The organism is Bradyrhizobium huanghuaihaiense (assembly GCF_007830635.1).
Lineage (GTDB): Bacteria > Pseudomonadota > Alphaproteobacteria > Rhizobiales > Xanthobacteraceae > Bradyrhizobium > Bradyrhizobium huanghuaihaiense.
This window is the reverse complement of record NZ_VLLA01000036.1, coordinates 1-12,560: the sequence shown is the minus strand read 5'-3', so window position 1 is coordinate 12,560 and position 12,560 is coordinate 1. Positions and strand designations below refer to the sequence as shown.

Genomic DNA, 12,560 nt, shown 5'->3' with positions numbered 1-12,560 from the left:
GCCCGTTACAGCCGTGCCGTCTGCCGAGAAGATCCAGGTTTCGCTGGTCTCCAGCAGGCCGTTGCTGTTCGCATCGCCGCTCACGTAGTGCGGATTGACGCCACCAACCGAGTCGGTCACCGCGACGTTCGAGAGCGCGACGTTGCCGGTGTTGGTGACCGTATATTGCCAGCTGATTCCCTCGCCCGACAGAATCGTCAGCCCGTCACCCGACTTCGACCCGTCGACCGTAACCTTGTTGATCGCGATCCCAGGCGTCACGCCCGTGTAGCCCGACAGGTCCTGATCGGAAACCGTGATGCCGACCGGCGGGTCGCCGCTCACTTCGCCGACGTTCTGGTAGAGGCCGTCAATTGCCTTACCTGATGCGCTGAAGTACCAGGTCTCGTTCGTGTCCAGCTTGCCGTCGCTATTGGTGTCCCCGGTCAAATATACGGGGGTCACGCCAGGCTGGTTATCCGTTACGTGGACGTTGGACAGGGCCACGTCGCCTGGATTGGTAATCTTGTAGATCCAGGAGACGTTTTCGTTGGCCAGGATCGTGGCGCCATCGGTGCCGCTGTCGAAATCGGTCTTCACTGTCAGGGCCGAAGTGTCCCCGTCGAACGTGACCTTATCGATCGAGATGATCGCGGTTCCCACCCGGCTCACGCCGATGTAACTCGACGGATCGGTGTCCGAGACATGGGTGGTCGTGCCGTCCTTGCCCTTGGTGACGTAATCGCCGGTCACCGTACCGATGTTGTGGTATTGGCCACCAGGAAGGCCGGATGTATCGACCGCAGTTCCCTTAGCCGTGTAAATCCAAGTCTCGGTCACATCCAGGATGTTGTCGTGGTTGGTATCGCCGATATTGTGCCCACCGGCGAGAGTGGGTGTCACGGTGACACCGTGGTCGTCAATCACCTCGATGTTTGACAGCCCGACATTGCCAGTGTTCGTGACCGTATAGGTCCAGGTAACGGGGCTGCCGGCCGTGATCGTCACGCCGTCGCCATCAGTGATCAATCCACCGGGACCATCGCCCGTCACCTTGTCGATATTGATGCTGGGGCGAGCGGCCGCGAGCACGCCCCATTCCTCGAATCCGCTATTCGCGGCGTAGGTCGCAGCATCGGCGCCGCTCGTTCCTCCGCCGAATGCCGAATAGAGATAGACGTTAGGCGTGGCTCCCGAATGGTCGAACAGGCTATCCGCAATCAGGACGACATAATCGCCCTTGCCGCTGCCGGCATCCCACTGCGCATTCAGCAACACGGTCTTGTCGCCACCGCCATCAAGGTCGAAAATCGGCGTCAGTCCCGTCAGATCGGTGAGCGTGCCAGAGCCCGCCTGATAGATCTTGAGCTGGTCCAGGGAGATGAGCTGCGGGGCGTTCTTGCTGCCGCTCTGGTTGATGTCTATCCGAAACTCTCTGTAGAGGACGCCGATATTGCCCCCGTTCGCTGCGCTGCCGACGACCGTCGGAATGGCGTCCAACAAGAGCGCATTCGTGTGCGCTTGCGACTTGTCATCCAGCGGCAGCGGCGTTCCATCCGTATTGAAACCCGATTCAGTGGGAGCGTTCTGCATCACGAGGAAGGAATCGAACACACCCGTGCCGGTCGAAACCGCCGTCGTCGTGTTCGTGAATATCGCGCCATTGACCTGCGCAGTCGAACTTTGATTGGTGACGTCTACTGCACCGGTGATGCTGTCGGTGAAGGCCGTGGTCGTCATGACGCCTGATGTCGTGTCAGTGGCGCTCAGCACGAACGACTCGCCAAGCGCGTCCTGCCCGACATCCCAGGCGGTGACCACCACGCCATTGGCAAGGCCGTCGAGGTCACCGGCACCGCCATCCACGACTGTCCAGGGCACATTCGTGCCGGCCACGGGATTGCCAGCCACGTCAGTGACTTCAAACGTCACGGTATCGCCCACACCGACGTTGGCCGTGAAGTAGGCAGTCGAACCAGGCGCATAATCGGATTGATTGGTGCTCACGGACGTGGCCGCTAGCGTCGGATCGGCGATCAACTGAGAGTCATCGACAGGAACGTACACGCCGCTCGCCGGATCGTACTTGTAAATTGCCATGACCTAAGCCTCCAAAAAATCGCAACAAAAATTGCAAAGTCACGTGGGAGGAGGCAGGAATGCCGCCTTCGGTTGCGCACAAAAAACCGGCACACGCAAACGCGCGCGCCGGCCTATGCAGACCTCCGTCGGCAAAAAATCAATCAAAACAGCCCTGCCTGCCCAGAAACAATCAAACCGGGAAATTTAAGCAACTATTTACAATTAATGCAACCTTTAGTCGGCGAATTAAACAACGACAAGCCGTCCTATATTCGGGAAATCTCGGCAATCTCCGCGCCCGGAGGTTGGTAAATACCTTCGGCGGAGCCGGGATGTGCAGAAGGATCAGCCTGCTTTCAGCTCTCGGCTACGACCGGGGAACGGGCATCGCCTGCCCTCGACTGCGCCGCGCCGTGCAGCTCCCACGCGCGCTGCATCCGCTCGGGTTGCGTTTCCTTGAGCAGCCTTCCCCAGGCTGCGCTGAAGGCCTTGATCGCCGCGTCCCTGTCTTGAGCTGCGCCGCTCGCCCATGCCGGAAGGCCCATCGGGATCACGACGAACCACTCCCACGAACGATCGGGCCCATTCGCATCCCGCGCGTGGCGGATCCTGCCGATCTCGCGGCCTTGCGACCAGACCGCGAAGTGATCGGCGATCTCGGGCCATTTCGGACGAATGCTGAGGGTGGTCGCGTTATTTATCATCGTAAATTCTTGCAATAACGGAGTTTAAGTGACGCGCGGCCACCCCCCACGGGGTCGCATCTGGTTTAACTCTTGGGGGTCCCCCGCTGCGCCAGCAATGCATCGGCGCTCTTGGTGAGCCCGCCGGCCAACTGTTTCGCGGCGTCCGGCGAGAACGCGTAACCGGCCTGGCTTTCCAGCCGGTGATTGAGGATGAAGAGCACAAGGCCGCGGCCGCTGGTGTCGGCGGAAATCGTGCAGTTCTTGGGGATTTCGAACCTCACCTCGTCGGCATTGCCGGTCGCGCCCGGTTTGGTCTGCGCTGCGGCTTCGGCACCGGGGGCGGCTGCTTCGGCGGCAAGGGCCGCGCCGCCTTTTGACGCCGCCGGCTGCGCACCGCCTCGCACCTTTGTCAGTACCGCGATCAGATCGTCGACGCAGTCACTGGCGAATCTCAGCTCCAGTGCACCGGTATATTTGCCCGTGGTCTGGACGATGAATTCCTTTTTGTCATCCGACATGGTGGCGGAGCTCACCGCCGCAATCCTGATCGCCATTACTCAACGCCCCGAAATGTGGTTGGGACCTCCTCGGCCCCTCTGCCCAACTATGCGTCAACTATACTGCCCAGGGCGGCCCGGGATAGACGCATTAACCTTGACGCATCCGCCTTGCTGCTTCCACACGAGCGACCTAGGATAAAGCCATGTTACGGTCAATTCGCGTTGCAGCACGATGAGTATCAATCCCGCACCCCGGATCATTGCAGAGTTGCGGCCGAAGTACGAGATCAAGATCGACCTCGACGAGCGATGCTTCCTGTTTCCGGCCGGAAAGTCGGTCAGCCAGCTGCTGTTGCTATCGGACGGCCACACCATCCTCATCGACGCCGTGTATCCGTTCAACCAGGCACGCACGCCACCGCGGCTCGTTGCGCTTGATCTCGACGATGCCAGGGAGTTTGGACGGCGGCTGGTCGAAGCGGTCCATACGGCGCGCACCCAGCTGGTGGGCACGAATGGCATCAGGATATCCATCAACGTGGTCGCCAATGGATATCACCTCCAGTTTGGCGACATGAACGCAGCAACCGAACTGTTTCTCGGCACCGGCTGCATCTGGCGTGTCTGCCAGGGCCTGCTCCGCATCGTCGACCTGATCGCACCGATCGAATCCAACTGACGCCGCGCCGCGGGGGGCGGCCGCTTTAGGACGCGGTCTCGACCAGCGGCTCCAGATAGCTGCGATGCAGCGTTTGCGGATGCTTGTGCCCGTCCAGAATGACCCGCAGCGCGTTCTTGGTCTGGGCAAAGCCGACGACCCGTCCCGTCCTCCCGTCCAAACGCTTGCTATGCTTGCCGAGGGACCTCACCCGGAAGCGGCTGCCAATCGCAAGATCCAGCACGAGCGCGTCGTTTTCATTCATGGCGGTCAACTCTTCATCAAATATCTTCCAGACAGGGGCACCCGGTCAACCTACACGCTACGCTTCTCCACGAGACTGCTGCAAAGCCGGCGATCGTCCTCCGACATGCCGGCCGGCGTCTCCCCATATTTGAAATAGGCCAGGATATGCGCGAGACGGGCAGCGTGCTCGACGGCGCTTCGCCTCTTCGCGCGCTGCCAGGCGGTGCGCTGGTGCCCACTCATTGCGAGCTTTGTGGCCGTCTGCACCTCCATCGACAACACCGAGATCAGCATGCTGCGATCGACATCGACCAGCGAATTCAACAAGGCCTCTACGTTACGCATTCCGTTCAGTCCACCTCCTGCTAGCGCCGACTACACATGGAAGATGAAGTCGCCTGCCTTGAGGTTCGACGCCACGATGTTCTTGAGCAGGATGGAATCGTTGGCATCGAGCGTCACCACCGTGTCATTGGGACTGTCCGCCGCCGAAGCCCAGGACACGTTCGTGAACTGACGAACGTCGAGCTTGTCGATTCCCGTCGTGAAATCGGTGATCGTATGCTGGACGGGCGTCGAAGCCGGAGGCGCCGCGAACACGAACTGGTCCCGGCCTCCGCCCCCGGTGAGCACGTCCTGACCGCTCGCAGCGAAGATGACGTCGTTGCCGGAGGTGCCCTGCACGGTCGTCCCCGTGCCGTTCTGAAAGATGAAATTCACGACTTGAGTGGCGCCGGCAATGTCCGACAGCGTCAACGCTACCTTCTCGTACGCGGGCGGCGTACCGCCGGGCGTGTAAGTCACGACCGGCGCGGTCGGAACGCTCGGATCGCTGTCGGTCACCTGAATCCCGCTCACGGTGTAGGTGCCACTGTTGAAGTTGACGGTCAGTTGGCTGGTATCGATGACAGGCCCCTGATGATTCCAGCTGACCTTCGCGCCCCCCTGCCCGTCGGAAGCGATGAGGAAGCCGGTCGGATCGTAGCTGCCGGCGAGAGCGAACGAGCCGACGCCGAAATCCACGTGCAGACCACCCGAACTGGACACGCTCACGTTCGCAGGAGCGATCCCGACGAGATCGATCGCATCTCCAAATGCAAAGCCGGTAACCGTGCCGGTGAAATGAGCGGCGTCGGCAAGCACCAAGGTCCCGGGCGTACTCTTGCCGGTGTCGAAGGTAATGTTGGCGTCCGCCGCCGCGCTGAACACGAGCGAAGCGCTATAGATGACCGCCGCGCCGCCGCCGGTCACCGCGGTGCCGATGGTCAGGCTGCCGGATTCCACCGCGATCGTTCCGGTATTGGTGAAGCCCGCCAAGCCCAGAATCGACGACGTGCCGGTGCTTTCGATCGTACCGGCATTCGAGAGCGTGCTGGTGCCGGTGAACGCGCTGGCGCCGCTGAATTGCCAATCCGCACCCGCTTCGTTCGTGAACGTCGCGTTGTAGCCGAGGACGATGCCCTCAACGACGCCGGCATTGTCGATGGTGACCAGGCCCGTGCCGGTCGTGGTGACGTCGAGCCCCGCCGTGCCACCAATCACCGAGCCGTCGATCGTGACGCTCACATCGCCGCCATCGAAGCCGAACGCCGCAACACCGTACCGGCCCGCGAACACGCGGGAATCCGACTCGACCGTAACAGCGATGTCGCCGACGCCGTAATTCACCGCGCGGATGCCGTCGGTTCCTGTCGGGGCGACGATCGTGGCGTGATCGTGAACCACGACATTGCCGTGGACCGCATCGTTGGCCGTGTTCTGATTGTTGGGATTGTAGCCGGCCAGAATTCCCGCGGCGGGGTCGGCGGCGACGGTGCCCGTCGGGGTCGTTCCGGAGTGGATCGTGCCGAACGCATTCACGAAGACCTCAGACGTCGCGGGCACGACCACGGAGAGATTGGCGGGATCGGCCGTGGTCGCCTTGTTGACCGCAGCAATGCCGGAGCTACCGGACGTGATCGAAGTCGTGGCCGAGGTCGTCACATGAATGCTGCCCGGCCCAAAATTCTGCGCGAGAATGCCGACACCCGTTCCGTTCGGCGGATTTGCACCGCCGAGCGCCGTGATGATCCCCGAGAAATTATTGACGCTAACGTCGCCGACACCATAGCTGTACGCCCTGATGCCATCGCCCGCATCGGCGGTGACATCGCCGAAGTTATTGACGACAACCTCGCCATAGACGTTGTAGTTCGCGGGGTTCGGTGGATTGTTCAGACTTGGGTCCGTCGCCTGACCGATATAGCCTGCGAGGATACCGGCCGGCTGGCTGTTGAATCCGGTGGTGCCGATGCCGGAGTGTACGAAGGCCGCGTTCGTCACGATCACCGAACTGTTGAACGACGGCGCAATGCTCGTGGCCTCGTTGACCGCATTGATGCCGGCGCCGCCCTGGTGGGAGTCGATCGTATCTCCCGTCGACGTGACCACCGATATACTGCCGGCATTGGTGCTCAGGGCGAGGATACCGTAAGCCTTGTTGAACGTTGCGGAGCCGGCGGTGATGGTCGTGTTGGCATAGACCGTGACGGCAATGTCACGGGACAGCGCGCTCGACGTCACCGGATCGGTGAACCCGCCATCGGCGTGGGCGTAGATGCCGTTCGAGCCCGCCGTGATGTTGGCGCCCGAGGCGTCATTGATCGTTATATTGCCGTAACCGTAATTGTACCCCTGGAGGCCGAAGCCGGCGGCGGAGACGACCGCCGCGTTGTTGATGAAGACGTTGCCGCTGACATACTGGTTCGAATGCCCCCCTCCGCCAAAGAAGCCGGCGGCAATCCCCGACGGTGTACCGTTGCTGTTGGTGGGCAGTCCGCCGGCCGTGATCGTGCCGGCTGCCGTCACCGCGACCACAGCAGGTTCGCCCGCGGCGACGTTGGCCGCAAACAAATTGGCCAGATCTGAGCCCACCGTCGGATTTGCGTCATTGACGGCGTTGATGCCGGTGCTGCCGGAATTGATGGAGGAGCCATTCGACGTCACGACAACAATGTTGCCCGAGCCGCGATTGGTGGCGCCGATGCCGTAGGGAGCGTTGCCGCCCCCCGACGACGTTGCAGGCGTCAGCGCCTGAATCGAGACACCCGAGCCGACGTTGACCGTGATGTTGCCGACGCCATAGTCGTACGCAAGGATGCCGGGCCCCGCCGCGGCAAGCAGAGTCGGATTGGAGTTGCCGAAGGGATTGCCGTCGCTCGCGACATAGACGATCACGTCGCCGTACACGGCAGAACTGAATGCGCCGTTGCCGCCAGGATTGTAGCCCGCCTGGATCGCGGACTGTGCGCTGCCGCCGTTGTTGACGTTCGTTCCGGATGAAATGAACCCCTGGCTATAGACCGAGACGGTGCTGGCGCTGCCCGAAGCAATCGTGGTGGCCTGGTTGCCGGCATTGATACCCGTGCTGCCCGAGGTGATGGTGGTGCCCCAGCCGGCATTCACCAGCGAGCTTCCCGTACCGTAGGTGAAGGCAAAGATACCGTACTGGGTAAGGCCGCTGCCGATGCCAGTGGCGCCCCCATTGACCGCCGTGATCGCATACTGGCCAGGCGCAAATGTAACCGACGTATTTCCCGAACCGTAATTGTCGGCAAAAATGCCCGCGCCGGCCTGCGCCGTGATGCTGGCGCGATTCTCGATCGTGACGTCACCTGTGATCACCGCGTTCGGCACCGTGGTGTTGTTATTGAGAATTCGCGCGCGAAGACCGGCCGCGCCGCTGCCCGCAATGTTTGCAGTGTTCGTCCCGCTCGTAATGGTAGACGAGTTGTAGATGATGATATTGCCGCCCGGCCCGGGGGTGGTTTCCTGCAGCGCGGCGGCGCGGATGCCGTTAAAGCCGGCATTGATCGTGCCGCCCGACGTCGTGATGGTGACGCCGCCCGTACCGCTGGACACGCCCAGGATTCCGTACGAGTTCGTTCCGGTCAGCGCGGCGCCCACGCTGACAATATTGATACTGCCGTTGACCGTCGTGGCGGAAATGGCGTTGGCGACACCGCTCACATTCGCAAAATTGACGATATCGGCGGAGCCGCTGCCCGTGTTGCCGCCTTGCGTGGTATCCACGACGAGGCCAGTGTTGGGACCGGTGCTGGCAGTAGGGCCGGATATAGTCGCGGCATTGATGATCGCGCCGCTGGCGCCCTGTGTCGCGACCCGGAGACCGGGAAAGGCACCGTTGATCACAATGTCGGAACTTGCGTTGGCCACGACCGTGTACGTATTCGCAGCAACTCCGTCAGTCGTCGATAGGTTGAACCCAGGCCCAGTGCTGCTGTTGATGTGGTCGTTGTCGAGGATGTAGAAGCCTACGGGCGTCAGCGGCGATTGCGACGTGGTGACGCCGGAGATGATCGTCGCGCTGGTCGGCACCAGCACGATTCGGTTCGACGAGAGAACATCGAACATATTTCCGGACAGCCCGGTTCCGGACACCTGGAATGCATAGTTTTGCACGCCGCTCACGGTCAGCGTAGAGCCGCTGATGTTCGCAGCGGTGATGCCGCCACTCCCTAGGGTGATGATGGAGCCAACATTGCCGCCGCCGCTGGCGCTGAAGTTGAGCGGCAGATTCGCACCAACCGAGGCCGGGTTGTCGAACGTCAGAAGTCCCCTGCCGCCAAAATTGATGGTTTGTGTAGCCGCAACAGACAGTCCGAGCTCGAGGGCCGAGCGGTCGCCCAGCAAGATCGAGCCCGCACCGGTCACGTTGGCGAAGATCTGCGCCGAGCTGTTGGGCAAAACGGATATGTTACCCGTGTTCGACAGCGCAATCGCGCCTGCCCCGGACAGGGCAGCAAGACCGAGCATATTGATGATGCCGGCATTGCTGATCGCGTTCGCGCCGCTGCCGAAGAAGTTCGAGCCATTGATATTCCAGGTTGCCCCGAGCGTGTTGTTGACGCTGCCGCTGCCAGTCCCGCTAAAGCTGATATTTCCGGTGATCGAGCCGTTGTTGGTGACCGACCCATTGCCGGCGAAGACCGAGATGGCGAAGTTGTTGGTCGTGCGGGCAAAGAGATTCGAGGCGATGAACTTGCCCGCGGCGTTGGAAACCGTTGCAGTCTGAGTGCTGTTGCCGTTGCCGATCGCCACGACGGGCATGAACGGTACACCGGGTGCATTGATCGTTCCGGAATTGGAAATCGCGATCAACCCATTGACCGAAGCACTGGATCCGTTGCCGACCGAGATGCCGATGCCCGCCGCGCTGATGACGCCCTGGTTGTTGATCGTGATGCTGCCGCCCGCCGCCGAGAATGCATTAACGCCGCTTCCCTGCGCCGCGACGACAGACGACGTCGGCCGCAGCGTTGCGCTGATATTGCCATTGCCGTTGTTGTAGAGATTGATGCCGGGCCCCGAAGCCGCGGTGACGGTCGCCGCATTGTCCACAACGACGTTGCCGTGAATGTTGGCCGGCGAGACGACCGAGTAGCCAGCCGAGATGCCGGCAGGCGTGCCGCCGCCCGAGAGGAAATTGAAGCCCGAGTTGATCGCTCCCGTCGACGTGGTGACCGATATCTGATTTCCGGAGGCGACGCTGACGGCCGCCGAATTGGCGTTGATGCCGTAGCCGCCGGACATGAACTGGTCATTGGCGCCGGTCGTGATCGTGATATTGCCGCCGCTTGTGTTGTTGGCGTTGATTGCGGCGAGGCCCATGAGCGAGCTCGCAGTCACCGCGGCAGCCGTCGGCGTCGAATTGGCTTCGACGCTGATCGAAACATTGGAAGGCGACGCGGTGCCGTTGACGGACGAACCGGCGAAGATGCCGAACTGCGCTCCGCTCACCGACTTGTCGGCCCTGTTTATGATCGTGATGTTGCCGTAGCCGACATTGAAGCCAATGATGCCATATCCGGCTCTCGCCGAAATATTGGCGGCATTGTCGACAAGGACCGAGCCGTTGATGTTCGGGTTTGAAGTCCCGTTGCTGCCATAGTAGCCAGCTGAAATGCCCGCCGGCTGGGCACCTCCGGCCGACAGATGCACACCCGAGTTGATCGTGCCGGCGGCCGTGACGGTGACGGTCGAGCCCAGGCTCTGCAGAATGGAAGTGCCCTGATTGATCGCGAGGATACCGTGCGACCCAGAGGTGATGCTGGAGCTCGCAGTCGTCGTGACCGAAACGTTGCCAGTGCTGCTGCTCGAGCCGGCGATGCCATAGACATCGCTGGCAACAATGGTTCCGGAATTGCTGATGCTAACGTTGCCGGGCCCGAAATTGTAGCCGCGGATGCCGTCACCACCCGCCGCATTGATGGTGGCGGAGTTGCTGATGACAACGTTGCCGAACACGCTGGAATTGACGGTATTGGTCGCGCCGCCCTTGTAGCCGGCGAGGATGCCGGCCGGACGGCCGCCCTGTCCGGTCAGGGCCGTGCCTGAGTTGATCGCGCCGCTCGCATTGATCGAAATCGAGCTTGCGATCACGCCGCCGACCTTGGGCAGCGAGACCGCTTCGTTGTACGCGTTGATGCCGACGCCGCCTGATGTGATGACCGTGCCGGCGCCCGCATTGATCTGGATATTGCCGGTACCCTTGGATTGCGCCTCGATACCGTAGAGCGTCGAACCTACGATCTGCGCGGTCGCCTCGAGCGGATTGGGTGCCGTGGTTACACTGATATTGCCGTTGCCGTTGGTCTGGACACGGATGCCGTCGTGACCGCCCGCGATATTTCCGCTTTGGCTGACGGTGATATCGCCATTGTTCGCCGAATTGAGGTTGACGGCGACGATCCCGCTGAACGCGGCGCCGGTTCCCGTCACGCTGCCTGATCCATTGATCAGGATGCTGCCCGTGCCCGTCGCGTTCTGTTGAGCAAGAATGCCCCTGCCCGCCAGGCCGGTCACCGTCCCCGACGTCGTGACCGTGATCGATCCGGCGGCATTCTGAATCACGGAGAGAGCGCTTCCGGCGCCGGTGATCTGGCCCGTAGGATTGACGGTCAGGTTCGCGGGATTGCCCGCACTTGCACCGGTCGCATAGAGATCGATCGCATCGCCGGCGCTGGTGGTAATGTTGGCGCTTCCACCGATCGCAACCGGCCCGCTTGCGATCGAAATGGCATTGATCGTTGCAGTGACGGCCGCGCCAATCTGCAGAGTGCCGCCGGACCCGGTGAACTCGACGACACCGCCTGCCGGGCTCATCGCGACGCTGGCGCCGCCGCTGGTGACCAGTATCGGTATCGCCGCCGTCGCGCCGACGTTGCCCGCCGAATCGACCACGCGCGTGAAGTAAGTGAAATTCGAGCTTCGGACCGTACTGTCGGTGAAGGTCCACCGGACCAAGCCGTTCCGGACAACGTCCGTCCATATCACGTTGTCCGTGCTGATCTGGACCTTGTCGCCAAGCGCAAGCGTACCATTCGTCCCCGTCACGATTATCGAGGTGCTGGTCGAGGACGAGCTTCCGGCGACAGACGAAATCGCAACGGATTCCGTCGGCGAACTGGTGTCGACGACGTAGCTGGCATTGTCGGCCACCGCGGCCGCGGTCAGCACCGCCGCATTGCCGGCCGCGTCCGTGATCGCGCCGCCGTTCAGGCTCAAGGCATTGGCGTTGATGCTGATGCCGTTGGCATCATTCTGCCCGGCCTGGATCGTATAGGTGAACACCAGCTGGGCGCTGCCACTGCCGGAGGCGTAACTGGCCTGCACCAGCGTCCCGCCGATGTTCAAGGCCAGCTGCGGCGTCCCCGTCACCGTGACGCTCTCGCTGAACGACACGGTGACGCTGGCCACGTCGCCGGCATTGAGCGTGCCGTTCTGCACCCCCGTCGCACTGGTGATCACTTCACTGCTCACCGTCGGTGCGGCGGTATCGACCTTGTAGCTGGCATTGTCCGCCACCGCGGCCGCGGTCAGCACCGCGGCATTCCCGGCCGCGTCCGCGATCGTGCCGCCGTTCAGGCCCAGCGCATTGGCGTTGAGGCTGATGCCGTTGGCATCGTTCTGGCCAGCCTGGATCGTGTAGGTGAACACCAGCTGGCTGCTGCCGCTGCCCGAGGCGTAGCTGGCCTGCACCGGTGTCCCGCCGATGTTCAGGGCCAGTTGCGGCGTCCCCGTCACCGTGACGCTCTCGCTGAACGTCACGGTCACGCTGACCACGTCGCCGGCATTGAGCGTGCTGTTCTGCGCGCCCGTCGCGCTGGTGATCGCCTCGCGGCTCACGGTCGGTGCGGCGGTATCGACCTTGTAGCTGGCATTATCGGCCACCGCGGCCGCGGTCAGCACCGCCGCGTTGCCTGCGGCATCCGTGATCGTGCCGCCGTTGAGGCTCAGCGCGTTGACGTCGATGCTGATGCCGTTGGCATCGTTCTGGCCAGCCTGGACCGTATAGGTGAACACCAGCTGGCTGCTGCCGCTGCCCGAGGCGTAGCTCGCCTGCACCGG

General features: G+C 62.2%; 7 protein-coding genes. 1 reads left to right on the top strand and 6 read right to left on the bottom strand.

The genetic code is table 11. From position 1 onward, the window contains the following. The 3 genes from IQ16_RS39370 to IQ16_RS39360 form a co-directional block, all read right to left on the bottom strand. Window positions 1-2,079 (bottom strand): DUF7507 domain-containing protein (locus tag IQ16_RS39370; RefSeq protein ID WP_208751663.1); only part of this gene is annotated, 2,079 nt, incomplete at its 3' end. A gap of 338 nt (window positions 2,080-2,417) precedes the next feature. Then, window positions 2,418-2,765: a hypothetical protein gene (locus IQ16_RS39365; RefSeq protein ID WP_018646322.1), complete on the bottom strand. Its 348-nt coding sequence runs from the start codon at window positions 2,763-2,765 to the stop codon at window positions 2,418-2,420. Window positions 2,766-2,830: 65 nt separating this feature from the next. After that, window positions 2,831-3,301, bottom strand: a complete 471-nt coding sequence (locus IQ16_RS39360) for a hypothetical protein (protein ID WP_018646323.1) — start codon at window positions 3,299-3,301, stop codon at window positions 2,831-2,833. A gap of 178 nt (window positions 3,302-3,479) precedes the next feature. Between IQ16_RS39360 and IQ16_RS39355 the strand changes: the two genes are divergently transcribed. Next, window positions 3,480-3,926, top strand: coding sequence for a hypothetical protein (locus IQ16_RS39355; protein WP_145832132.1), 447 nt, complete (start codon window positions 3,480-3,482; stop codon window positions 3,924-3,926). Between the two features lie 25 nt (window positions 3,927-3,951). Here IQ16_RS39355 and IQ16_RS39350 read toward each other — a convergent pair whose 3' ends face one another. The 3 genes from IQ16_RS39350 to IQ16_RS45370 are packed head-to-tail and all read right to left on the bottom strand — an operon-like array spanning window position 3,952 to window position 12,515. Continuing rightward, window positions 3,952-4,179 carry a hypothetical protein gene (locus tag IQ16_RS39350; RefSeq protein WP_145832131.1) on the bottom strand — a complete coding sequence of 76 codons (228 nt, stop codon included), beginning with the start codon at window positions 4,177-4,179 and terminating at the stop codon, window positions 3,952-3,954. Window positions 4,180-4,220: 41 nt separating this feature from the next. After that, window positions 4,221-4,496, bottom strand: a complete 276-nt coding sequence (locus IQ16_RS39345) for a hypothetical protein (protein WP_145832130.1) — start codon at window positions 4,494-4,496, stop codon at window positions 4,221-4,223. Between the two features lie 30 nt (window positions 4,497-4,526). Beyond that, window positions 4,527-12,515: a hypothetical protein gene (locus tag IQ16_RS45370; protein WP_208751662.1), complete on the bottom strand. Its 7,989-nt coding sequence runs from the start codon at window positions 12,513-12,515 to the stop codon at window positions 4,527-4,529. Between the last annotated feature and the right edge of the window lie 45 nt (window positions 12,516-12,560).